The sequence below is a fragment of the Achromobacter sp. RW408 genome (genome assembly GCF_003184165.1).
GTDB classification, from domain to species: Bacteria; Pseudomonadota; Gammaproteobacteria; order Burkholderiales; family Burkholderiaceae_B; genus Achromobacter; species Achromobacter xylosoxidans.
Genome location: NZ_QHHO01000047.1, coordinates 486,223 through 511,034, shown reverse-complemented (window position 1 = coordinate 511,034; position 24,812 = coordinate 486,223). Strand labels below are relative to the sequence as shown.

The window sequence follows — 24,812 nt, the reverse complement described above, 5'->3', positions numbered from 1 at the left end:
ATTACTATTACGCCCTTCGCCGCTCAACGCCCCGCTTTGCCATGTCTTCCGTCGTCAATATCGCCGCCTACAAATTCGTTTCGCTGGACGCGCTGCCCGAGCTGCGCGCCCGGCTGCTGGCCGTGGCTGGCGCGGCCGGCCTGAAGGGCACCATTCTGCTGGCCGAGGAAGGCATCAACCTGTTCCTGGCGGGCCAGGCCGGCGCTATCGACGGCTTTCTGCGCGACCTGCGCGGCGATGCCCGGTTCGCCGACCTGGAGGTGAAGTTCAGCCACAGTGCGCAGGTGCCGTTCCGCAAGCTGCTGGTGAAGATCAAGCGCGAAATCATCCGCATGAATCACCCGACGATCCGGCCCGAGGCCGGCCGCGCGCCGGGCGTGGACGCCAAGACGCTGGCGCGTTGGCTGGAACAGGGCGCCGACGACAGCGGCCGCCCCGTGGTCATGCTGGACACGCGCAACGCCTTTGAAGTGGACGAAGGCACCTTCCGCGACGCCATCGACTGGCGCATCGACCGCTTCACGCAATTCCCCGCGGCGGTGCAGGCGCACCGCGACGAACTGCAAGGCAAGACCGTGGTCAGCTTCTGCACCGGCGGCATCCGTTGCGAGAAGGCCGCGATCTACATGAACGAGGCCGGCATCGACAACGTCTACCAGCTCGACGGCGGCATCCTCAAATACTTCGAGGAAACCGGCGGTCCGGGGTTCGACGGCAAGTGCTTCGTGTTCGACGAGCGCATCTCGCTCGACCCGGCGCTGGCGCCGAGCAAGGATTGATCCCGTCCCGCGAGGACCGGCGCGCCGCCGCCTGAAAAAAAGCCCGCAGATTGCGGGCTTTTTTTCATGGCTCGGGAGTGCGGATCAGCGCACGCGCATGCCGGGCTTGGCGCCGGGGAACGGCTCCAGTACGTAGATGCCGGCGTCCACCGTCTCGTCGGCGTGGCTGGCGGCCAGCACCATGCCTTCGGAGACGCCGAACTTCATCTTGCGCGGCGCCAGGTTGGCGACCATGACGGTCAGCTTGCCGATCAGGTCTTCGGGCTGGTAGGCCGACTTGATGCCGGAGAAGACGTTGCGGTGGCGGCCTTCGCCCACGTCCAGCGTCAGGCGCAGCAGCTTGGTCGAGCCTTCGACGTGCTCGCAGTTGACGATCTGCGCGATGCGCAGGTCGACGCGGGCGAAGTCGTCGATCGAGATGGTCTCGGCCAGCGGCTCGCCGCCGGGGATCACGGCGGGGGCGGCGGGCGGCTCGAACAGGTCTTCCAGCATCTGCGGCTCGACGCGCTGCATCAGGTGCTTGAACGGCGCCACGCGCTGCGGCAGCACGGCGGCGTCGGCCCAGGTGAAGTCGGCATCGGCGGCGAACAGCTCGCGCGCGACGCGTTCGGCCAGGGCCGGCAGCACCGGCGCCAGCATCACCGACAGGGCCTTGAAGCCGGCCAGCGAACGCGAGCAGATGTCCTGCAGCGCGGCCTTTTGCGCCTCGTCGGCGGTGGCGATGCCCTTGGCCAGCACCCACGGCTGGGCCGTGTCGAACGCCTGGTTGATGCGGTCGGCGTAGGCCATGATCTCGCGGATGGCGCGGTTGTACTCGCGCGCCTCGAAGGCGGCGCGGATCGATTCGGCCTGCGCGGCGTATTCGGCCGCCAGCGCGGCGGTGTCGCCCGAATAGGCCAGGGCGCCGTCGAAGTGCTTGGTGATGAAGCTGGCGGCGCGGCTGGCGATGTTGACGTACTTGCCGACCAGGTCGCTGTTGACGCGGGCGATGAAGTCCTCGGGGTTGAAGTCCATGTCCTCGACCCGGGCGTTCAGCTTGGCGGCGATGTAGTAGCGCATCCATTCGGCGTTCATGCCGAGTTCCAGGTAGCGCAGCGGCGAGATGCCGGTGCCGCGGCTCTTGGACATCTTTTCGCCGCTGACGGTGATGAAGCCGTGCACGTTGACCGCGTCCGGCGTCTTGCGGCCGGCGAATTTCAGCATCGCGGGCCAGAACAGCGCGTGGAAATAGACGATGTCCTTGCCGATGAAGTGGACCTGCTCGGTGCTGCCGGCCGGGTCGAGCAGGGCGTCGAAGTCCAGGCCCTTGACCGCGCAGTACGATTTCAGCGAGGCCAGGTAGCCCACCGGCGCGTCCAGCCAGACGTAGAAGTACTTGCCCGGCGCGTCCGGGATCTCGATGCCGAAGTAGGGCGCGTCGCGCGAGATGTCCCAGTCGCCGAGCTTGGCCTCGCCGTCCTCGGCGCCCAGCCACTCGCGGGTCTTGGCCAGCATTTCAGGCTGCAGGTGCTTGCCGCCATTGGCGTTGCTGCCGGTGGTCCATTGCTGCAGGAATTCGACGCAGCGGGGATCCGACAGCTTGAAGAAGAAGTGATCCGACGATTTCAGCACCGGCGTGGCGCCGGTCAGGGCCGAATACGGGTTGATCAGGTCGGTCGGGGCGTAGACCGCGCCGCAGACTTCGCAGGAATCGCCGTACTGGTCCTTGGCGTGGCACTTGGGGCATTCGCCCTTGATGTAGCGGTCGGCCAGGAACATGCCCTTGACCGGGTCGTAGAACTGCTCGATGGAGCGGGTCTCGATCAGGTCCTGCGCCTTGAGCGCGCGATAGATGTCCTGCGACAGCGCCACGTTCTCGGGCGAGTCGGTGGTGTGCCAGTGGTCGAAACGGATGTGGAAGCCGTTCAGGTACTGCGGGCGCTCGGCGGCGTAGCGGGCCACCAGCGCCTGCGGCGTGATGCCTTCTTTCTCGGCCTTGAGCATGATCGGCGCGCCGTGCGCGTCGTCGGCACCCACGAAGTGCACCGTGTGGCCCGCCATTCGCATCGAACGAACCCAGATGTCGGCCTGGATGTATTCCATGATGTGGCCGATGTGGAAGGATCCGTTGGCGTAGGGCAGCGCAGTGGTGACAAAGAGAGTGCGAGACATGGTTGTCGGTCGAGGTTGAAGGGAAAAATGGGTTGGCCGGCCATTTTAGGGCAATGGCGAGCATGCGCCCGGCGCGGTCGGGGGCGGGCCCCTGAAACGACGCAACCCGCCGGTCGCGCGGGGCGCGTCTGGCGGGTTGGATAGCGCTAGGCCGGCGGGCCGGCCGCAGCACGGCCGCCGCAGGGCGCGGCGGGCGCCGGTGTTGCCGTGTTCAGCGGACCTCGCGGGCCTCGACGTCGATCACGTCGCCGCGCGGTTGCGTGGCGAACGGGGCGTTGGCGGACTGGAAGGGGCTGGGACGGGCGCCCTGGCGCTGGCTCCAGTAGGCGCGCACGCCGAAAGGCTTGCCGCGCACCTTGGCGACCACGTACAGGATCGCCACGGCGATTGCCGTGGACAGCATGAAGACCAGCGCCATCGCCATGCCGATCAAGGCCAGGGCGGCGAACAACACGGCACGAAAGAAGCGGATAAGAGTATTGGTCATGTAGGTCGGATGCAAAACGCAGCGAAAGGTTCCCGTGTATCCGCTATCCTTTAGGGGATGGCGGCCCGCAGACGCCGCGCTGCCTACGGAACCATAGTGACATGAGTATAACGATAGAACACATCCGCGCCGCGCTGCGCGGCGCGCAAGACCCCAATACCGGCCTGGATCTGGGCGTTTCTGTAAAAGATCGTGACATTCAAATCGACGGCGGCCGCGTCACCGTGGCGCTGGAACTCGGCTATCCCGCCGACGCCGTGCGCGACCAGGTGCGCGAGATCGCCGTGGCCGCGCTGGCCGGCGCCGGCGCGCCTGGCGCGCAGGTGAACGTTTCCTGGAAAGTGGCCGCGCACGCGGTGCAGAAAGGGCTCAAGCCGCTGCCCAATGTACGCAACATTATTGCAGTCGCCTCCGGCAAGGGCGGCGTGGGCAAGAGCACCACGGCCGTGAACCTGGCGCTGGCGCTGGCCGCCGAGGGCGCCAAGGTCGGCCTGCTGGACGCCGACATCTACGGTCCCAGCGTGCCGACCATGCTGGGCGTCTCGGGCCGTCCCGAGAGCCTGGACAACAAGAGCATGGAGCCCCTGACCGGCCATGGCCTGCAGGCCAACTCCATCGGCTTCCTCATTGACGCCGATTCGCCCGCGATCTGGCGCGGCCCGATGGTCACGCAGGCGCTCGAACAACTGTTGCGCCAGACCAACTGGCGCGACCTGGACTACCTGATCGTCGACATGCCGCCGGGCACCGGCGACGTGGCGCTGACGCTGGCGCAGAAGGTGCCGGTGGTGGGCGCGGTCATCGTCACCACGCCACAGGACGTGGCGCTGCTCGACGCGCGCAAGGGCCTGCGCATGTTCCAGAAGGTCGAGGTGCCGATCCTGGGCGTGGTCGAGAACATGGCCATCCACATCTGCTCGCAATGCGGCCACGCCGAGCACATCTTCGGCGAAGGCGGCGGCCAGCGCATGGCCGAGCAGTACGGCACGCCCTGGCTGGGCAGCCTGCCGCTGACGCTGGCGATCCGCGAACAGACCGACGCCGGCACGCCGACCGTGGTGGCTGACCCCGGCAGCGAGGCGGCCGGACTGTATCGCGGCATCGCCAGGAAGCTGGCGGCCGGCGTTGCCGCGCTTCCCCGAGACATGGCCGGGAAATTCCCGTCCATCGTCGTGCAGCAGCCGACCTGACGCATGCGGTGGGCGGCCCGGGCCTTTCTGGCTGGACTTTGCGTAGTGGCGGGCGAGGCTGCGGCCAAGCGCCCGGAAATCATCGTGGACCCGGGCGGCGTGCCGCCGGCCGCGCTGCAGGCGATCACCGAGGCGGTGGGCGCCATCGCGCGCCTGGCTGAAGACCAGGACGGCGGCGAAATCAACCGCCTGCGGCGGCGCGCCCGCGACGCCACGCTGGCGGCGCTGGCCACCCAGGGCTACTTCTCGCCCACCGTCACGCTCGAAGCCGGCACCGATATCGGCGGCGAAACCTGGGATATCGGCATCGTGCCGGGCAAGCGCACCACGGTGTCTTCGGTCGACCTGACCTTCACCGGCCGCATCACGCGGCCGGAATACGCGCAGCGCGTGCAGAAGCTGCGCGAGGACTGGCTGCTCAAGCCGGGCCAGCCTTTCATCAACGCCGACTGGAACAAGGCCAAGTCCTCGCTGCTGGACCAGGTGTCGGAGCGCGATTTCATGCTGGCGCGCATGACGGCTTCCGAAGCCGAGGTGCAGGCCGACAGCGCCGCGGCGGCGCTGCGCGTCACCATCGACAGCGGGCCCCAGGTGCGCATGGGCGAACTCAGCACCGAGGGCCTGGAGCGCGTGCCGCCCAAGCTCATCACCCGTTATGTGCGCTATTCGCCGGGAGCGGCCTACGACCAGAACCGCCTGGATGAATGGCAGCAGGATCTGCAGTCCACGGCGTTTTTCCGCGGCGCCTTCGTGGCGCTGCGCCAGCCTGGCAGCGCGCAGCAGCCTGCGGAGCCGGTTTCGGACCGGGCCCGCGCGCCGGGCGCGGCCAAGGCCGCCGAATCCGCGCCGGCCGGCGATCCGGTGGTATCCGGCGCCGTCGCGCCGCCGCCACCCAAATACGATTCCGATGGCGAAGTGACGCTGCCGGTGCAGGTGCGGGTGGTGGAGGCGCCACCCAAGCGTTTTTCGGCCTCGATCGGCGTCGACGACGAAGCCGGCGTGCGGCTGGAGTCGCTCTACCGCCAGAACGTGGTGTTCGGCCAGCCCGTGACCATGGAATCGGGGTTCAGCGTCGACCGGCTGCAGCAGCGCGTCTACACCGATTTCCTGTTGCCGCCGACCGAGCGCGGCTACAAGGACTCCATTGGCGTGTTGGCCCAGCATTCCGATATCCAGGGCCTGGACGTGACCCGCTATGCCCTGGGCGCCACCCGCAGCCAGGAGCGCAAGGGCGCCGGCGACAGCCGAGTGACCTACGAGACCCGCTGGGGCCTGCTGCTGGCGCACGACGATGTCAAGATCGATGGCGGCGACGAATATTCGCTGCCCACGCTGACCGCCACCGGCGAATGGCTGCGGCGCGACGTGGACAACAAATACGACCCGCGCGAAGGCAACCTGATCGCGCTGGGCGGTGGCGTGGGCGTGACGCTGGACACCGGCGAGCCCTATACCCGGGCCCGCTTCCGCGCGCAGAAATGGTGGCCGATCGGCAAGCTGGACGTGCTGACGGTGCGTGGCGAGGTCGGGCGCGTCTGGGCCAATGGCAATGTGCAGGTTCCGGACGACTTCGGCTTCCGCACCGGCGGCGCGCGCTCGATCCGCGGCTACAAGTACCAGAGCATCGGCCTCAAGCGCGACAAGGCCACCGTGGGGGCGCCCACGCTGGTGGTCGGCAGCATCGAATACGACCATTACTTCAATGAACGTTGGGGCATGGGCGTGTTCGTCGATGCCGGCGATGCCGCCCAATCCTTCGGCGACATGTCGATGGCGGTGGGCTATGGCGTGGGCGCGCGGGTGCGCACGCCGGCCGGCCCGCTGTTTCTGGACGTGGCCTACGGTCAACGCGAGCGCGACCTGCGCCTGCACTTCTCGCTGGGGATCGCATTTTGACCGGGCTGCGCAGATTCCTGCGGCGCCTCCTGGTGTGGTGGCTGCCGGGGCTGGCGATGCTGGCTGTGCTGGCCTGCAGCTTCGTATTCTGGCTGCTGGCCTCGCAGACCGGCACGCGGCTGCTGCTGACCACCGCTGCCCAGCAACTGGACGGCCAGGCGCTGGACGTGCGTGGGTCGATCCTGCGCGGACTGGAAGTGGGTCGGCTGGATCTCGATGTCGGCGGAACCCGCATCGGCATCAGCGACCTGCGGCTGACGGTGCGCTGGCGCGCGCTGGGTGACCGCCTGTTGCACGTGCGCGAGCTTGCCGCCGGCAGCGTCGAGGTCGCGCTGGCCACGGGCGGGGAAACGCCTGCCGACGCCGGCAGCGACGAACCTTTCGCATTGCCCTCCCTGCCGGTGGCGATCGCCGTCGACCGGCTGGCGCTGGGCGAATTCCACCTGTTGCAGGATGGCGAGCCGCTGCCGGTCGAACTCGGCGACCTGAGCGCCACCTTTGCCGCCGGCAGGCAGGGCGCGCAACTGCGCATCGCCAATCTGCGCGTAGGCCACGAAGTTGGACAGGCGCAGGTGAGCGGGCAGGCTGAGCTGCAGGCCTTGGCGGACCCCTGGCCGTTCACCGCGCGCCTGGATGTGATCGCGCGCGGCTCGGGGCCGGATTCGCCGCTGTGCCAGGCCGACCAGTTGAGCGGCAAGTTCGCGCCGCTCGCGCAGGCGCAGGCGCAGACGGAGGCATCCAAGGCGCCGGAGACGGCCAAATCCCGGGCGGGCGCGGGCAAGCCCAAGGCCGCTGCCGCCAAGGCGTCGGCGGAGCCTGTCCAGTCCAAGGACGCCGGCGCGTTCGTCGGCCCGCCTGCGCCCGCCTGCCAGGTGGTGCTGCGCGCGGACGCGGCCGGCTCGCTGGAGGGCATCCAGGCCAAGCTGGACGGCAGCGGCGCCGGCCTGGCGCTGGACGTGATGGCCGACCTGGCGCCACGCACGCCGCTGGTGCTGCGCAGCGCGCGGGCCGATGCGCGCCTGCCGGACAAGTCGACGCTGTCGGCCCGCCTGGACCTGCAGGCGGTGGATGGGCAACCGGGCCGCGATCGCATTGTCGGCAGCCTGGGGGCGCAGCGCCTGAACCTGTCGCCGTGGCTGGGCGACGCGGTTCCGCCGGCGGTGCTCAGCGCCAATGCACAGCTGAGCGCCGAATTCGAGAATCTGAGCCGGTTGCGCCAGGCCGCCATCGACCTGCGTTTCGAGGACGGCACGCGCTGGAACAAGCAAGCGCTCGCCGGCATGGTCAAGGCCCAGGTCGAGGTCGCCGCGCCCGCCGCCAATCCGCCGGCCAGCGCCGATGCCGCCGCCGCGGCCAACGCCGCGACCGCCGAGCTGCTGGCCGGCCTGCGTATCCATGGCCTGGACGTGGACCTGAAGCTCGGACCCAACCGGGTGCGGGCGCAGGGTGAAATCGGCGGCGCCGACGGCGCCTTGACGCTGGACGCGCAGGCGCCGCAACTGGACGCGTTCTGGCCCGGCGTGCCGGGCGGCGCGGACGTGAAGGGCAAGCTCGGCGGCACCGTGGCGTCGCATCGCGGCGAGATCAGCGCCGGCTACAACCCGCCCAAGCCGCGTCCCGGCGTATTGGGGCAGTCGCGCGCCGAGGCCGCCATCACGTTTGCCGGAGGCTGGGGCAAAGGCCCGGCTGGCGAGGCCGATGCGGCCCTGACCGGCTGGCGCGGCACGCTCTCGCGCCTGACGGCCGGTAGCGCGGGCTTTACCGTCTCGGCCGACCGGCCGGTGACGCTGTCGTACCTGCCGGCGGCGGTGGCGCCGCAATGGCAGTGGCAGGTAGGCCCGACGGTGCTGGGCGTGGCCCTGCCGGGCAAGGAAAAACTGGCGATCGCGCACAAGGGCTCGCGCGGCGACGCCAAGCGCTGGGAAACCGCCGGCCAGGCCGACAACCTGGTCATCACCGCCGCCATGGCGCGCCAGGTCATCGCCGCCGTCGATCCCGAGGCCGCGGCGAAGATGAAACAGGGCCCCAAGCGCGTCAATGCCACCGTGGCCGAAAGCCAGCGCCGCATTGCGCTGGACGCCTCCTGGGACCTGAAATTCGACGGCCGCCTGGCCGGGCGCGCCCGCATCGCGCGCCGCGACGGCGATCTGCTGATCCCGGGCGACCCGCCGGTGCCGCTGGGCGTGAAGGCGCTGGTGCTGGACCTGACCGCCACGCCCACCGGCCCTAACGCCAGCCGCCTGGACGCCAGGCTGGACCTGGCCACGGACAAGATGGGCAAGATCGCCGGCAACGGCACGGCGGTGCTGGCGGTCGACGCCAAGGGCGGCATGGCGCTGGATCCGCGCCAGCCGATCCGGGCCAGGCTGGACGCCGATATCGCCGACCTGGCGTGGGTCGGCCTGTTCGTCGGCGACTCCATGGAAATCGGCGGCCAGGTCAAGGCCAATCTCGAGGCCCAGGGCACGCTTGCCGGCAAGTGGAGCGCCAGCGGCGCGATCCGTGGCGACAAGCTGCGCGTGGTGCGCATCGACGACGGCGTGCGGCTGATCGACGGCACGCTGGCGGCGCGGCTGGACGGCGACAAGCTGGTGCTCGACAGCCTGCGTTTCCCGGCCTCGCTGCGCGTGATGCCGGCCGAATGGCGCACCAAGGAATGGATCACCACCAACCCCGAGGCCAAGGGCGGCTATGCCGAGGCCAAGGGGCAATGGAACCTGATCGACGGCGGCGGCAACGTGCGCCTGACGCTGTACCGCTTTCCGGCGCTGCAGCGCTCGGACCGCTACGCCATGGTCTCCGGCACCATCGACCTGAACGCGGCGATGCCGCGCATCGACATCGTCGGCGACCTGAAGGCGGACGCCGGCTGGTTCAGCCTGGAGATCCTGCAGGGCGTGCCGTCGCTGGACGACGACGTCAAGGTGCGGCGCGCGGGCGACGACCCCGGCGCCGTGTCGACGCCGCTGCAGACCAGCATGAACCTGAAGTTCGACATGGGGCCGCGCTTCTACATCACGGGCATGGGGCTGGATGCCGGCCTGCTGGGGTCGATCCAGATCCTGCTGAACGACGGCCGCCTGACTGGCGTCGGCGCGCTGCGCACGCGCGGCGGTGGCATCGAGGCCTATGGCCAGAAGCTGCGCCTGCGGCGCGGCACGCTGACTTTCCAGGGGCGCCTGGACAATCCGTTGCTGGACATCGAGGCCCTGCGCACCGGCGAGCAGGTCGAGGCCGGCGTCAAGGTGGTGGGGACCGCGCAGCGCCCGCGCATCGACCTGGTGTCGTACCCGGACGTCAGCGACGTCGAGAAGCTGTCGTGGCTGCTGCTGGGGCGCGGCCCCGACGAAAGCGGCAGCGACGCCGCGCTGCTGCTGTCGGTGGGCACGGCCCTGCTGGGGGGCGGCGAGCCGTTCTACAAGCAGTTCGGGCTGGACGACGTCAGCGTGCGCACCGGCAACCTGGGCAGTTCGGGCAGCATCCTGCCGGACCGCACCGTGGCCGGCGACGTCAACCGCGACAGCGACAGCCAGCTGGCGACGCAATTCCTGGTGGCCAGCAAGTCGTTCGCCAACGGCATCACGCTCAGCGTCGAGCAGGCGCTGGCCGGCAGCGACACCGTCGGCCGGGCCAGCTACCGGCTGGCGCGCGGCCTCTCGCTGGATCTGAAGGGCGGCTCGGTCAACGGCATTGCGCTGGTGTACCGGACCTTCTTCGGCGATTGAGGCCCGTGACCGTTCCGTCCCCGTTCGGGGACGGAACGGCGCGCTCGGGATAAAATGACGCCCATTCCATTCCCCCAAGCACCTTGCCATCATGAGCATCAAAAGCGACCGCTGGATCCGCCGCCAGGCCGAAGCCGGCATGATCGAACCCTTCGAAGCGGGTCAGGTCCGCACGGCCAATGGCGGGCGCATCGTCAGCTACGGCACCAGCAGCTACGGCTACGACGTGCGCTGCGCCGACGAATTCAAGATCTTCACCAACATCAATTCCACCATCGTCGATCCCAAGAACTTCGACGAAGGCTCGTTCGTGGATTTCAAGGGCGACGTCTGCATCATCCCGCCCAACTCGTTCGCGCTGGCCCGCACGGTCGAGTACTTCCGCATCCCGCGCAGCGTCCTGACCATCTGCCTGGGCAAGAGCACCTACGCGCGCTGCGGCATCATCGTCAACGTGACGCCGCTCGAGCCCGAATGGGAAGGCCACGTCACGCTGGAATTCTCGAACACCACGCCGTTGCCGGCCAAGATCTACGCCGGCGAAGGCTGCGCCCAGATGCTGTTCCTGGAAAGCGACGAGATCTGCGAGACTTCGTACGCCGACCGCGGCGGCAAGTACCAGGGTCAGCGCGGCGTGACGCTGCCGCGCACCTGATGCGCCAGGGCCTGTGCGAGGCTCCTTTTAGCCTGAACAGGCCCTAGGCCTGGCGCCCCGGCGCCGGGCGCAGGTAGTCGATGTCCCACTCGCTTTCCGCCACCGGCTCGAAGCCGTGGCGGCGGTAGAAGCGGTTCGAGCCGCTGCCGCGCAGCGCGCCCACGCGCACAGGCAGGCCCCGAAGGTCGGCGTCGCGCAACAGGCGGCCCAGCACCTGGCCGCCCACCCCCAGCCCTTGCGCCGCGGGCACCACATACAGATGATCCAGCCGCAGGCCGTCGCCGTCGGGGCGCAGGGCATAGAAGCCGATGCGCGCGCCGTCGCGTTCGATGAACCAGGTATGGTCGGGACGGAACGTTGCGCGCAATCGTGCCCGGGCCCGCTCGGGGTCGAACCGGCCCAGGCGTTCCAGGCTGTCGCGCATGGCCTCGATGCGGATCGCCAGCAGGGCGTCGAAATCGGCTTCGCCCACGGGCGCGTCGCGTAGCGCGCCCGCCGCCAGGGCATCGTAGCCCCGCCCCAGGAACTGCATGATGCAGATGCCATGGCCGAATGGATCGCTCAGGTGGGCGATCCGGCCCCAGTCATGCGAAACCGCCGGATCTTCGAGCCGCGCACCCGCGGCCACCGCCCGCGCCACCGCGTCATCCACGTCGTCGACCACCACGTCCAGGTGTACCGGCGTCCAGTGGCGGGCGTAGTCGCGCGGCTGGCGCACGGCGCCCGCGGCCGGCGTGCCGGCGGCCTTTTGCAGCAGGTAGATGGGCGCCGGGGCGCCCAGCATCTCGGCGCCGGTCGCGCCCAACCGGCGGTGCAGCGCCAGCCCGAAGGCGCGGCTATAGAAATCGATGGCCGCCTCGAGATCGGGCACGTCGATATTGACCAGGATGCGCATGAGGTTTTTCCAGGGTATCCGAGCGCTCAACATAGCACGGCGCGCACCCCGCGCCGGCCTCGCTAACGCGCTAAAGAACCCGCGCCCGCGACCGTAAAATGACATATGTGTTTGCCGATTTGGCGACGTCATTTCAGCAAGCGTGAGCAAGGCCCTATCCGTGCGTTACCCCCACATCCCCTGGCTGCCCCTGTTGTTCTATCCTGCGCTGCCGGTGATCGCGGCCGCGGGCTTGCTGCTTTGGCGGGACTGGCCGCCGGCCTTGACGCTGGTGGTGCCTTTCGTGCCCTGGGTGATGGCGCTTATCGGGGCGGCGATCTGCCTGATGTACCAGCGTTCGCAGACGCTGGCGCTGATGCTGGCGGTGCTGGCGCCAGCCGCCGCCTGGCCCACGCTGGCCAGCCAGGCGCCGTGGGCGTTGGCGCCGGCGCTGGTGTGGTGGTCGCTGGCCTACACCATCAACGCGTTGTGGCCCGAGCGCGCCGGCATGTTGCGCGACCTGGCGGCGCGCGTCGGCCTGATGGCCCTGGGCGCGGCCGCCATCGCGCTGGCCGGCAAGGAGGGCATGGCGCAGCTGTTCGGCGCCCTGGCGGTACAGGGCGCGCTGGCGCGGCTGGGCCTGCCGTTCGAGGCGCTGGCGGCGCTGTTGCTGACCGGGCTGACACTGACCCTGCTACTGCTGCGCTATGGCCGTCCGCAACAGGCCGGCCAGTGGCTGGGTTTCGTCTGCATGGCCTGGGCGTTGCCGCGTGGGGCCCAGCACGAGATCGAACTGGCCGTGATGGCCGCCGCTGCCTTGACATCGCTGTCGATCTCGCTGGCGCACGAGGGCTATCACATGGCCTTCCGCGACGAGCTGACGGGCCTGCCCGGGCGCCGCGCGCTCAATGAGCGCCTGCAGCGCATGGGCCGCGTCTACACGCTGGCGATGGCCGACGTGGATCATTTCAAGGCCTTCAACGACACCCATGGCCATGACGTGGGCGACCAGGTGCTGCGCATGGTGGCGGCGCAGTTGCGCCGCGTGCCGGGCGGCGGCTACGCCTATCGCTACGGCGGCGAGGAATTCACGCTGGTGTTCCCGGGCAAGACCGCGGTCGAGGCCATGCCGCACCTGGAGACCGTGCGGCGCGCCATCGAGGCCTACCAGATGCGCTTGCGCGACAAGCCGGCGCGTCCCAAGGCCGACCAGATCGGCTTGCGCCGGCGCGGCGCGCGTGGCGGCCGCAATGCGCGCCCGTTGCGGGTGACGGTGAGCATTGGCGTGGCCGAGCGCGGCGAGACCTTGCGCGCGCCGGACGCGGTCATCAAGGCGGCCGACCAGGCGCTCTACAAGGCCAAGGATGGCGGCCGCAACCAGGTGTGCGCCTACGGGTCGCGGCGCCGGGCGGGCGGGTAAGGCCGGCTGGGGCCGGCCTGCGCGCGGTCCAGCGGCAGCGCCATCAGCACTTCGTCGTACAGCACGCCGTTCACGCACAGGGCCTCGCGCTCGTGGCCGTAGGTCTCGAAGCCGAGGCTGGCGTACAACCGGCAGGCCGCGGCGTTGTTGGCGGTGACGCTCAGCTGCACCGTGCGCACGCCGCGCATGATGCCGGCATGTCCGAGGGCGGCCTGCATCAGCTGCCGCGCCAGCCCCTGGCCGCGCCAGGCCGGCGTCACGTAGACGCTCCAGATATGCGCCTTGTGACGCACCTTCAGGCGGCGCTGCCTGGCCACGCCGATGATGCCGGCCAGCGCGCCTTCGGCGAAAACGCCGAACATGGCGCTGTCGTCCGCGGGCGCGATCCAGGCCTGGAAGTCATCCAGTGTCAGCGTATGTTCCTCTTCGTAACTCGATCCGAATGCTTCCGGGGTTTCGCGCAGGGCGTCCAGGCGCAATTGGCGCAGCGCCGGGGCGTCGGAAGGGGTGAGACGTCGGACAAGCGGGGCGGAGGACGGCATCGGGAGCGAGGCAAGTGTTGGGAATAGGGAACGGTCGGGCCGCATTCGGCCAGTATAGGCAGGGTCGCTGCCTATAATGGGGTCAACGCCGCTTGCGGTTTTCAAAGGAGCCAATGATGTTCGGTTTCCTCAAGATAAACCAGGACGCCAAGCGCGACGAAGTCCAGCAAGAGTTCGTGGCGCGCGTGGCCCACGCCGCGCAGGATTTCGTCCAGGCAGCCGGCCCGGACGGGGCCGGACTCGACTACTCCCTGTCGAGCGTCCACGCGCTCGACGACGCGCTCGAAGCCGCGCACCTGGGCACCTTGCCCCTGACCCCCATGCAGACCGTCGGCGCCGCCGCCTACCTTTACGAAGTGGCCCGGCGCGCCCATGGCGGCCTGTACGAGGTCTGCGATGACGAGGACCCGGTGGTGCTGGTCTGCGGCTCGCCCGAGACCGAAGTCTGCTTCGGCGCCATCGCCAAGGTCGAGCGGCGCATCCGCTATGGCGCCGCCGAAGCCATTCCACCTTACTTCGACCGCTTCCTGGCAGCGTTGGACGCCGGCGCGGCCACCACCATCCGCTAGCCGAGGCGAGCCGCGCGGGCGCGCCGGGATGGCGTCGGCAGGGGGCCGCGCGGCGCCTTCGCCGGCGCCCGGCGCGGCCCTTTGGCGCCGTCCTCGGGAAAACCATAGGGCCTGGGGGAAAACGGCCCTACAATTCCGCCATTCCCGCCGCCGGCGGGAACCTCGCGCCCGCCTGTCATCAGACGGTTTTTCACTAGAAGTACACTCGCGTCCGCCAACCCGGTCCGATTCGCCTTGCCCCCAGGAGCGCCTGCATGAAATTCCGCTTCCCCATCTTCATCATCGACGAGGACTACCGTTCCGAGAACGCGTCCGGTCTGGGTATCCGCGCCCTGTCCGCGGCGATCGAGGCCGAGGGCGTCGAGGTGATCGGGGTGACCAGTTACGGCGACCTGAGTTCGTTCGCCCAGCAGCAGAGCCGTGCCAGCGCGTTCATCCTGTCGATCGACGATGAAGAGTTCGACGTGGATTCGCCCGAGGACGTGGCCAGCGCCATCAAGAACCTGCGCACCTTCATCGGCGAACTGCGTTTCCGCAACGCCGACATCCCCATCTACCTGTACGGCGAGACGCGCACCTCGGAACACATTCCGAACGACATCCTGCGCGAGCTGCACGGCTTCATCCACATGTTCGAGGACACCCCCGAATTCGTGGCGCGCCACATCATCCGCGAAGCGCGCAGCTATGTGGACAGCCTGCCGCCGCCGTTCTTCCGCGAGCTGGTCAAGTACGCGCAGGATGGCTCCTATTCCTGGCACTGCCCGGGCCACTCGGGCGGCGTGGCGTTCCTGAAGAGTCCGGTGGGCCAGATGTTCCACCAGTTCTTCGGCGAGAACATGCTGCGCGCCGACGTCTGCAACGCCGTCGACGAACTGGGCCAGCTGCTGGACCATACCGGCCCGGTGGCCGAGTCCGAGCTGAACGCGGCGCGCATCTTCCACGCCGACCACTGCTACTTCGTGACCAACGGCACCTCGACCTCGAACAAGGTGGTGTGGCACGCCAACGTCGCCGCCGGCGACGTGGTGGTGGTGGACCGCAACTGCCACAAGTCGATCCTGCACGCCATCACCATGACGGGCGCGATCCCGGTGTTCCTGCGCCCGACGCGCAACCACCTGGGCATCATCGGCCCTATCCCGCTGGAAGAGTTCCATCCGGACAGCATCCGCAAGAAGATCGAGGCCAACCCGTTCGCGCGCGAAGCCGTGAACAAGAACCCGCGCATCCTGACGCTGACGCAGAGCACCTACGACGGCGTGATCTACAACGTCGAGATGATCAAGAAGGAACTGGGCAGCTACGTCGACACGCTGCACTTTGACGAAGCCTGGCTGCCGCACGCGTCGTTCCACGAGTTCTACCAGGACATGCACGCGATCGGCCAGGACCGTCCGCGCAGCAAGGACGCGATGGTGTTCGCGACCCACTCCACGCACAAGCTGCTGGCCGGCATCTCGCAGGCCTCGCAGATCATCGTGCAGGAATCCGAGACCCGCAAACTGGACCGCAACGTCTTCAACGAAGCCTACCTGATGCATACGTCGACCTCGCCGCAGTACGCGATCATCGCGTCGTGCGACGTGGCCGCGGCCATGATGGAGCCGCCGGGCGGCACCGCGCTGGTCGAGGAAAGCATCCGCGAAGCCATGGATTTCCGCCGCGCCATGCGCAAGGTGGAATCCGAGTTCGGCAAGAACGACTGGTGGTTCAAGGTCTGGGGCCCGAACCGCCTGGTGTCCGAAGGCATCGGCAACCGCGACGAGTGGATCCTGGAGTCGAACGACCACTGGCACGGCTTCGGCGACCTGGCCGAAGGCTTCAACATGCTGGACCCGATCAAGGCCACGGTCATCACGCCGGGGCTGGACATGTCGGGCAGCTTCGGCGAAACCGGCATTCCCGCCGCGCTGGTCTCCAAGTACCTGACCGAGCACGGCGTGGTGGTCGAGAAGACCGGCCTGTATTCGTTCTTCATCCTGTTCACCATCGGCATCACCAAGGGCCGCTGGAACACGCTGCTGACCGCGCTGCAGCAGTTCAAGGACGACTACGACCGCAACCAGCCGCTGTGGCGCATCCTGCCGGAATTCTGCCGCGACCATCGCCGCTACGAGCGCATGGGCCTGCGCGACCTGTGCCAGCAGATCCACGAAGCCTACCGCGAGCGTGACGTGGCCCGCCTGACCACCGAGATGTACCTGAGCGACATGGTGCCGGCGCTCAAGCCGTCCGACGCCTTCGCCCGCATGGCGCACCGCGAGGTCGAGCGTGTCGACATCGACCAGCTCGAAGGCCGCGTCACCGGCGTGCTGCTGACGCCGTATCCTCCGGGCATCCCGCTGCTGATTCCGGGCGAGCGCTTCAACCGCACCATCGTCCAGTACCTGCAGTTCGCGCGCGAGTTCAACGAACGCTTCCCCGGCTTCGAAACCTACATCCACGGCCTGGCCGACGAAGTGGGGCCGGACGGCGAGAAGCGCTACTACGTTGATTGCCTGATCGAAGACTGATCAGGTCCGGAGTCCCGATGTTCGATGTCGCCGTCCTCGGTGCCGGCGCCGCCGGCATGATGTGTGCCGCGGTCGCCGGCCAGCGCGGCTTGCGCGTGGTGCTGGTGGACCACGCCGAGCGCCTGGCCGAGAAGATCCGTATCTCGGGCGGCGGCCGCTGCAACTTCACCAACATCGGCGCGGGACCCGCCAATTTCCTCTCCGACAACCCGCATTTCTGCCGCTCGGCGTTGTCGGGCTACACCCCGCAGGACTTCCTGGCGCTGCTCAAGCGCCACCGCATTGCCTGGCACGAGAAGCATCGCGGCCAGCTGTTCTGCGACGATTCCAGCGAATCCATCATCGAGATGCTGCGCGCCGAATGCGATGCCGGCGGCGTGCAGTGGCGCATGGGCTGCCAGGTGGCCGAGGTGGCCCATGGCGAGGCGGGCTTCGAGCTGCGCACCGGCCAGGGCGCGATCCGCGCGGCCAAGCTGGTGGTGGCCACGGGCGGCATGGCGATCCCGCAGTTGGGCGCCACCGACTTCGGCCTGAAGCTGGCGCGCCAGTTCGGCCTGAAGGTGGTCGAGCCGCGGCCGGCGCTGGTGCCGCTGACCTTCGACGCGGCGCACTGGCAGCCGCTGGCCGAACTGTCCGGCGTGGCGCTGGAGGTCAACCTGGCGACGGGGCAGGGCAAGGCGCGCGGCGAGTTTCTCGAAGACCTGCTGTTCACCCATCGGGGCCTGTCGGGCCCGGCGATCCTGCAGATATCCAGCTACTGGAAGCCGGGCGAGCCCATCGTCATCGACCTGGCGCCGGGGCGCGACCTGGCGGCCGAACTGCTGGCGGCCAAGTCCGGCAACCGGCAGCAAATGCATACGGTGCTGGCCGGCCTGTGGCCCAAGCGCCTGGCCGACCGCTGGCTGCAACTGGCGGAGCAGGCCGGCAAGCCGGGCCTGGCGGCGCTGCGCCTGGCCGATGCGCCGGACAAGACCCTGCGCGCGCTGGCGCAGGACATCCACCAGTGGACCCTGGTGCCCAGCGGCACCGCCGGCTACAAGAAGGCCGAGGTCATGCGCGGCGGCGTCGATACGCGCGGCCTGGACCAGAAATCGATGCAGGCCCGCACCATGCCCGGCCTGTACTTCATCGGTGAGACCGTGGACGTTACCGGCTGGCTGGGCGGCTACAACTTCCAGTGGGCCTGGGCCTCGGGCGTGGCCTGCGGCAAGGCGCTCTAGGCGTTCCTGGCGCTTGATCCAACGCTTTTCCCGTCCGTCGGGCGCGGGCACGCTTCGTGCTGCCCGCCAAGGCCTGCCCGGCCCATAGCCTGACTGCATGACGGGCACTGCAACGTTGTCGTTGTGATATCAAATAAAAATACCTATCATTTGTATTTCATAAATTCGGCCGTGCCGCATCCGGTGGCGCCGCCTGATGGAGACCGCCTTGGCCTATACCTTGCCGCCCCTGCCTTACGCCTATGACGCGCTCGAACCGCACATCGACGCGCTGACGATGGAAATCCATTACAGCAAGCACCACCAGACCTACGTCAACAACCTGAACGCCGCGCTCGAAGGCGCCGGCATCGCCACCGACGAGCCGGTCGAGGCCCTGGTGGCGCGCATCGACCAACTTCCCGAAGCCGTCCGTGGCGCGGTGCGCAACAACGGCGGCGGCCACGCCAACCACAGCCTGTTCTGGTCGGTCATGTCGCCACGGGGCGGGGGCGAGCCCGACGGCGCGCTGGCCCGCGCCATCGACACCGAACTGGGCGGACACGCCGCCTTCCGCGAAGCCTTCACCAAGGCGGCGCTGACGCGCTTCGGCAGCGGCTGGGCCTGGCTCAGCGTGACGCCCGCCGGCAAGCTGGCGGTGGAAAGCAGCGCCAACCAGGACAGCCCGCTGATGCAGGGCAACACGCCGATCCTGGGCCTGGACGTGTGGGAACACGCCTACTATCTCAAGTACCAGAACCGCCGCCCGGAATACATCGGCGCCTTCTACAATGTGATCGATTGGCCCGAGGTGGCGCGCCGCTACGCCGCCGCCGTGGGCTGAGCCGGCATTGCGCGGGGGCAGCGGTCCATGAATACCTTCAGCCGTCATCGCATCCGGCCCGCGGCCACCAGCGTCAGTGTCTGGACGCTGGCGGTGCTGGTCGCCTGCCTGGGCCTGCACCAGATGTGGGTCTATTTCAACGACCACGCGCCGCACGTGGCCGACGCCCTGCTGGGCGGCATGGTCGCCGCGGGCGCCACCGCGGCGGGCACGCTGCCGATCCTGTTCGCGCGCACCATCCCGCAGAAGATGCAGGACAGCATGTTCGGCTTCGGCGCCGGCGTGATGCTGGCCGCCAGCGCCTTCTCGCTGGTGGCGCCGGGCATCGCGGCGGCCGAGGCGCAGGGCGCGGGGCCGTGGGGCGCCGGCCTGACGGTGGGCGCCGCCATCCTGCTGGGGGCGGCGGCGCTGTTGCTGATGGACCGGTTGCTGCCCCACGAGCATTTCATCAAGGGCCGCGAAGGCATCGAGGCCCACCGGCTGCGCCGTACCTGGCTGTTCGTCTTCGCCATCACCCTGCACAACCTGCCCGAAGGCCTGGCCATCGGCGTCGGCTACGCCGGCAACGATCCGGTGCGCGGCACGGCGCTGGCCACCGGCATCGCCATCCAGGACATCCCCGAAGGCCTGGTGGTGGCCGTGGCGTTGATCGCCGCGGGCTACAAGCGCGCGTTCGCGGTGGCACTGGGCATGCTGTCCGGCCTGGTCGAGCCGGTGGGCGCGGTGCTGGGCGCGGCCGTGGTGGGCTGGTCGGCGGCGCTGCTGCCGTGGGGCCTGGGCTTTGCCGCGGGCGCCATGTTGTTCGTGATCAGCCACGAAATCATTCCCGAATCGCACCGCAAGGGGCACGAGGTCTACGCCACCTGCGGGCTGATGCTGGGCTTCGTGCTGATGATGCTGCTGGACACCGCGCTGGGCTGAAGCGGCGCCCGGGCGGCGATCGCGGATCAACAACGGAACCGCGTTTCGCGGTATGCTTTCGGCGCTGTCACGCATGTTGCGGGAGAGAGCGGCCGTTCGCGGCTGCCGCCGAAGGCGCAATTCGCCCGGAATCGCTCAGGTATCCCATACCGCGCATGCTTGCCCTGTCCCGGTTTTCACCGCGCGGACTCGGCAAAGCAGCACTCTGGAGAGACCTGGCGCCGCTGCCCAATCAGGGACATAGCGAGCAGCCCAGGCGCCGAAGGTGCAAACCCGTCACGCGGGGCAACTCTCAGGCAAAAGGACAGAGGGGCGGAAGATTCAGCCGTTGCGTGGGCGCATCCCGTCCGCCGGCGGCATTCCGTAACCCTGGCACCGCTGCCGCTCCGGAGTACCCGCGCATGTCCGCACCCCTCAAACGCACCCCGCTGGCCGAAGAACATATCGCCTCCGGCGCTCGCATGGTCGATTTCGGCGGCTGGGATATGCCCCTGGCCTACGGCTCGCAACTGGAAGAGCACCACGCGGTGCGCCAGGACGCCGGCATGTTCGACGTCTCGCACATGCTCAACGCCGACGTCACGGGCCCCGACGCCTACGCCTTCCTGCAGCGCCTGGTGGCCAACGACGTCGCCAAGCTGACCGTACCGGGCAAGGCGCTCTACACCTGCATGCTGAACCCGCAGGGCGGCGTCATCGACGACCTGATCGTGTACTTCTTCGCGCTCGACGAATGGCGCGTGGTGGTCAACGCCGGCACGGCCGACAAGGACATGGCCTGGATGCAGCGCGTCAAGCAGGCCGGCAAGTTCGACGTCACCATCACGCCGCGCCGCGACCTGGCCATGATCGCCGTGCAGGGCCCCAACGCCCGCGCCAAGGTCTGGGCCGCGCGCCCGGCCTGGCAGGCCGCCAGCGAGCCGCTGACCCCGTTCGTGGCCGCGCGCGTCGGTGACGACACGCTGGTGGCGCGCACCGGTTACACCGGCGAAGACGGCTTCGAAATCGTGCTGCCCGCGGCCGAGGCGGTGCAACTGTGGCGCGACCTGGCGGCCCAGGGCGTGCGTCCGGCGGGCCTGGGCGCGCGCGACACGCTGCGCCTGGAAGCCGGCATGAACCTGTATGGCCAGGACATGGACGAACTGACCCAGCCCGGCGAAGCCGCGCTGACCTGGACGGTGTCCCTGAAGAACCCCGAGCGCCGCTTCATCGGCCGCGACGCGCTGGAGCAGTTCGCCACGCCCGCCGCCTTCGTCGGCCTGAAACTGCAGGAACGCGGCGTGATGCGCGCCCACATGGCGGTGCGCACCAAGAACGGCGTGGGCGAACTCACCAGCGGCACCATGTCGCCGACGCTGGGCGTTTCGATCGGCTTTGCCCGCCTGCCGCAAGGCGTGGTCGCGGGCGACACGGTCGAGGTCGACATCCGCGGCAAGTGGGTGCCCGCCCTGGTCTGCAAGCTGCCGTTTGTCCGTAACGGCAAAGCCGTCGAACACTCGTAAACTCGAAGCTTCGCGCCGGTGGCCGGCCCTGCGGGGCGCGGCCGCCGGCGCGAGGCGCGCAACACCATTTCCTTATCCGAATCCCCCCAGGAGTCCTCATGAGTCTGCCCACCGATCGCAAGTACACCGAGTCCCATGAATGGGTCAAAGCCGAAGGCGACGTGTTCGTCGTCGGCATCACCGATACCGCCCAGGACCAGCTGGGTGACCTGGTCTTCGTCGGCGACGTCAAGGTCGGCGCCAAGCTGAACGCGGGCGAGACCGCCGGCGTGGTCGAGTCGGTCAAGGCCGCCTCCGACATCTACGCGCCCGTGGCCGGCGAAATCGTCGCGTTCAACGACGAGCTGGAAAGCAACCCCAACCTGATCAACGAATCGGCCTTCACCGCCTGGATCTTCAAGATCAAGCCGGTCAACGCCGCCGATGCCGACAAGCTGCTGGACGCCGCCGGCTACGAAGCCGTGGCCAACGGCTAAGCCCGTCAGGGCGGGCGCGGCGCTGGCGCCGCCGCCCGTCCATGCATCACCGTCCGTCCCTTCCGACGACACCGCCATCTCGAGATCCCCCATGTCGCGCGCCCTAGACACCCACACCGACTTCATCCCCCGCCACATCGGCCCCTCCGACGCCGACCAGGCCGCCATGCTCGCCGCCATCGGCAGCCCCAGCCTGGACGCCCTGATCGAAGAAGTCGTGCCGCCCAAGATCCGCAGCCAGGCGCCGCTGGCGCTGCCGCCGTCGCGCAGCGAAGCCGACGTGCTGGCCGAGTTGAAGCAGATCGCCGGCCGCAACAAGGTCTTTCGCAACTACATCGGCCAGGGGTACTACGGCACGCAGACGCCCAACGTGGTGTTGCGCAACATTCTCGAGAATCCCGCCTGGTACACGGCCTACACGCCGTACCAGCCCGAGATCTCGCAGGGCCGCCTGGAGGCCCTGCTGAACTACCAGACCATGGTCGCCGACCTGACCGGGCTGGACATCTCCAACGCCTCGCTGCTCGATGAAAGCACCGCCGCCGCCGAAGCCATGACGCTGGCGCGCCGCAGCGCCAAGTCGCAAAGCCCGGTGTTCTTCATCTCGCGCCACGTGCATCCGCAGACCATCGAGGTCGTGCGCACGCGCGCCGAGGGCCTGGACATCGAGATCGCCGTCGGCGACGAGGCCGAAGGCCTGCCGGAATGCTTTGGCGTGCTGCTGCAGTACCCGCACAGCACCGGCTCGGTGGCCGACTACCGCAAGCTGGCCGAAACCGCCCACGCGCAAGGCGCGGTGGTGGCCGTGGCCACCGACCTGCTGGCGCTGGCGCTGCTGGCAGCGCCCGGCGAGTGGGGCGCGGACATCGCCATCGGTTCGGCCCAGCGCTTCGGCGTGCCGTTCGGTTTCGGCGGCCCGCACGCCGGCTTCATGGCCTGCAAGGACGCCTTCAAGCGCAACATGGCCGGCCGCCTGGTCGGCGTGTCCAAGGACGCCCAAGGCAACCCGGCGATGCGCCTGGCGCTGCAGACGCGCGAACAGCACATCCGCCGCGAGAAGGCGACCTCGAACATTTGCACCGCGCAGGTGCTGCTGGCCGTGATGGCCGGCATGTACGCCGTCTGGCACGGCCCGGCCGGCATCCGCCGCATCGCCGAGCGCGTGCAGCGCTACACCGCCATCCTGCGCGCCGAACTCGGCAAGCTGGGCATCAAGGTCGCCAACGACACCTTCTTCGACACGCTGCTGCTGGAAACCGGCCCGGCCACGCCCGCCATCATCACCGCCGCCGAGTGCGAGCACATCAACCTGCGCCGCGTCGACGGCGCCCGCCTGGCCGTGTCGCTGGACGAGACCGTCACCGCCGCCGACCTGCAGGCGCTGGTGAACGTGTTCGCCGCCGGCCTGGAACGCGATGACGTCGAACTGGACATCGACGCGCTCGACGCCGCCGCCGCCAGCGGCATCCCCGCCGCGGTGGCCCGTGAAAGCGCCATCCTCAAGCACCCGGTGTTCTCCAGCGTGCAGTCGGAAACCGACATGCTGCGCTACCTGCGCAAGCTGGCCGACAAGGACCTGGCGCTGGACCGCACCATGATCCCGCTGGGTTCGTGCACCATGAAGCTGAACGCCACGACCGAGATGATCCCCATCACCTGGCCCGAGTTCGCGCTGGTGCATCCGTTCGCGCCCGCCTCGCAGAGCAAGGGCTATGACGAGCTGATCACGCGCCTGTCGGCCGCGCTGTGCGAAATCACCGGCTACGACAACATCAGCCTGCAACCCAACTCGGGCGCGCAGGGCGAATACGCCGGCCTGCTGGCGATCCGCGGCTACCACCAGGCCAACGGCCAGCACCAGCGCAACATCTGCCTGATCCCGTCCTCGGCCCACGGCACCAACCCCGCGTCGGCGCAACTGGCCGGCATGGACGTGGTGGTGGTGGCCTCCGACGCCAACGGCAACGTCGACCTGGTCGACCTGCGCGCCAAGATCGAACAGGTCGGCGACAAGCTGGCCGCGCTGATGATCACCTACCCGTCCACGCACGGCGTGTTCGAGGAAGCCGTGACCGAGATCTGCGACCTGGTGCACCAGGCCGGCGGCCAGGTGTACCTGGACGGCGCCAACATGAACGCCATGGTGGGCGTGGCCAAACCGGGCAAGTTCGGCTCGGACGTGTCGCACCTGAACCTGCACAAGACCTTCTGCATCCCGCACGGCGGCGGCGGCCCGGGCGTCGGTCCGGTCGCGGTGCGCGCGCACCTGGCGCCGTACCTGCCGGGCGTGGTCAACGAGCAGGGCAAGCTGCCCGGCGAAGCCAAGGTTGGCCCGGTCTCGGCCGCGCCGTTCGGCTCGGCCGGCATCCTGCCGATCCCGTTCGTGTACATCGCGCTGATGGGCGCCGACGGCCTGCGCCGCGCCACCGAAGTCGCGATCCTGAACGCCAACTACATCGCCACCCGCCTGCGCGACCACTACCCGGTGCTGTACGCGGGCCGCAACGGCCGCGTGGCGCACGAGTGCATCCTGGACGTGCGTCCGCTCAAGGAAACCAGCGGCATCAGCGCCGAGGACATCGCCAAGCGCCTGATGGACTACGGCTTCCATGCCCCCACCATGAGCTTCCCGGTGGCCGGCACGCTGATGGTCGAGCCGACCGAATCCGAAGGCGTGGCCGAGCTGGACCGCTTCATCGACGCGATGATCTCGATCCGCGAGGAAATCGCCCAGGTCGAGCGTGGCGAGCGCGATCGCGAGGACAACGTCCTGAAGAACGCGCCGCACACCGCGCAGATGCTGCTGGCCGAGGAATGGCTGCACGACTACCCGCGCCAGCAGGCCGCCTACCCGGTGGCTTCGCTGCGCGACGCCAAGTACTGGCCGCCGGTGGCGCGCGTGGACAACGCCTATGGCGACCGCAACCTGGTGTGCGCCTGCCTGCCGGTCGAAGCCTACGCCTGATGCCGCTGACGGCTTGGCAATCTGATTGAGTATGGCGGCGTGGCGAGGCTACGCCGCCTAAATGCTCTTACTCTAGGCGAACCTTGGTTTCGTTGGGAGTG

Annotated in this window: 18 protein-coding genes and 2 riboswitches; of the genes, 14 read left to right on the top strand and 4 right to left on the bottom strand. The window is 68.9% G+C overall.

The features are described from left to right. The first annotated feature begins 41 nt into the window (after positions 1-41). Positions 42-779: a sulfurtransferase gene (locus tag DK459_RS18455; RefSeq protein WP_024070442.1), complete on the top strand. Its 738-nt coding sequence runs from the start codon at positions 42-44 to the stop codon at positions 777-779. A gap of 84 nt (positions 780-863) precedes the next feature. Here DK459_RS18455 and metG read toward each other — a convergent pair whose 3' ends face one another. Both metG and DK459_RS18445 read right to left on the bottom strand, forming a co-directional pair. Beyond that, a complete protein-coding gene (metG, locus tag DK459_RS18450; RefSeq protein ID WP_024070441.1) occupies positions 864-2,930 on the bottom strand; it encodes a methionine--tRNA ligase in 2,067 nt (688 codons plus the stop codon). 211 nt (positions 2,931-3,141) lie between these two features. Beyond that, positions 3,142-3,417: a hypothetical protein gene (locus DK459_RS18445; protein ID WP_006385850.1), complete on the bottom strand. Its 276-nt coding sequence runs from the start codon at positions 3,415-3,417 to the stop codon at positions 3,142-3,144. A gap of 101 nt (positions 3,418-3,518) precedes the next feature. Between DK459_RS18445 and apbC the strand changes: the two genes are divergently transcribed. The 4 genes from apbC to dcd all read left to right on the top strand — a co-directional run bounded on the left by apbC (position 3,519) and on the right by dcd (position 10,883). Continuing rightward, entirely contained in the window at positions 3,519-4,607 is a 1,089-nt protein-coding gene (apbC, locus tag DK459_RS18440; RefSeq protein ID WP_107316107.1) for an iron-sulfur cluster carrier protein ApbC, read from the top strand. A 3-nt stretch (positions 4,608-4,610) separates the two neighbouring features. Further along, positions 4,611-6,503: an autotransporter assembly complex family protein gene (locus DK459_RS18435; protein WP_026384793.1), complete on the top strand. Its 1,893-nt coding sequence runs from the start codon at positions 4,611-4,613 to the stop codon at positions 6,501-6,503. Positions 6,504-6,559: 56 nt separating this feature from the next. Beyond that, entirely contained in the window at positions 6,560-10,228 is a 3,669-nt protein-coding gene (locus DK459_RS18430; RefSeq protein ID WP_199234299.1) for a translocation/assembly module TamB domain-containing protein, read from the top strand. 91 nt (positions 10,229-10,319) lie between these two features. Beyond that, positions 10,320-10,883, top strand: a complete 564-nt coding sequence (dcd, locus tag DK459_RS18425; RefSeq protein ID WP_006385856.1) for a dCTP deaminase — start codon at positions 10,320-10,322, stop codon at positions 10,881-10,883. A gap of 43 nt (positions 10,884-10,926) precedes the next feature. Here the strand turns inward: dcd and DK459_RS18420 are convergent, their stop codons facing one another. Continuing rightward, positions 10,927-11,778, bottom strand: a complete 852-nt coding sequence (locus DK459_RS18420) for a VOC family protein (RefSeq protein WP_024070439.1) — start codon at positions 11,776-11,778, stop codon at positions 10,927-10,929. A gap of 160 nt (positions 11,779-11,938) precedes the next feature. On the opposite strand from DK459_RS18420, the gene DK459_RS18415 reads away from it, so the two are divergent. Further along, a complete protein-coding gene (locus tag DK459_RS18415; RefSeq protein ID WP_045953426.1) occupies positions 11,939-13,177 on the top strand; it encodes a diguanylate cyclase in 1,239 nt (412 codons plus the stop codon). Here DK459_RS18415 and DK459_RS18410 read toward each other — a convergent pair. Continuing rightward, on the bottom strand, positions 13,147-13,719 hold the full coding sequence (locus tag DK459_RS18410) for a GNAT family N-acetyltransferase (RefSeq protein WP_054499205.1): 573 nt from the start codon (positions 13,717-13,719) through the stop codon (positions 13,147-13,149). The genes DK459_RS18415 and DK459_RS18410 overlap by 31 nt on opposite strands. A gap of 116 nt (positions 13,720-13,835) precedes the next feature. Here DK459_RS18410 and DK459_RS18405 point away from each other — a divergent pair, with 116 nt between their 5' ends. From DK459_RS18405 to gcvP, 8 genes are all read left to right on the top strand, one after another. After that, a complete protein-coding gene (locus DK459_RS18405) occupies positions 13,836-14,288 on the top strand; it encodes a hypothetical protein (protein ID WP_006385860.1) in 453 nt (150 codons plus the stop codon). 254 nt (positions 14,289-14,542) lie between these two features. After that, positions 14,543-16,804 carry an arginine/lysine/ornithine decarboxylase gene (locus DK459_RS18400; protein ID WP_006385861.1) on the top strand — a complete coding sequence of 754 codons (2,262 nt, stop codon included), beginning with the start codon at positions 14,543-14,545 and terminating at the stop codon, positions 16,802-16,804. Between the two features lie 17 nt (positions 16,805-16,821). Next, entirely contained in the window at positions 16,822-18,024 is a 1,203-nt protein-coding gene (locus DK459_RS18395) for an NAD(P)/FAD-dependent oxidoreductase (protein WP_110134966.1), read from the top strand. Positions 18,025-18,232: 208 nt separating this feature from the next. Continuing rightward, on the top strand, positions 18,233-18,847 hold the full coding sequence (locus tag DK459_RS18390; RefSeq protein WP_020926283.1) for a superoxide dismutase: 615 nt from the start codon (positions 18,233-18,235) through the stop codon (positions 18,845-18,847). Between the two features lie 27 nt (positions 18,848-18,874). Continuing rightward, a complete protein-coding gene (locus DK459_RS18385; protein ID WP_020926284.1) occupies positions 18,875-19,768 on the top strand; it encodes a ZIP family metal transporter in 894 nt (297 codons plus the stop codon). Between the two features lie 69 nt (positions 19,769-19,837). After that, positions 19,838-19,930: riboswitch (glycine riboswitch) on the top strand. Between the two features lie 33 nt (positions 19,931-19,963). Then, positions 19,964-20,086, top strand: a riboswitch (glycine riboswitch). Between the two features lie 83 nt (positions 20,087-20,169). Further along, positions 20,170-21,270 (top strand): glycine cleavage system aminomethyltransferase GcvT, encoded by a 1,101-nt coding sequence (gene gcvT / locus DK459_RS18380; protein WP_054517168.1) that lies wholly within the window; start codon positions 20,170-20,172, stop codon positions 21,268-21,270. Positions 21,271-21,368: 98 nt separating this feature from the next. After that, positions 21,369-21,746, top strand: a complete 378-nt coding sequence (gcvH, locus tag DK459_RS18375; RefSeq protein ID WP_006385867.1) for a glycine cleavage system protein GcvH — start codon at positions 21,369-21,371, stop codon at positions 21,744-21,746. 91 nt (positions 21,747-21,837) lie between these two features. After that, entirely contained in the window at positions 21,838-24,711 is a 2,874-nt protein-coding gene (gene gcvP / locus DK459_RS18370; protein WP_110134965.1) for an aminomethyl-transferring glycine dehydrogenase, read from the top strand. Positions 24,712-24,812 lie beyond the last annotated feature (101 nt).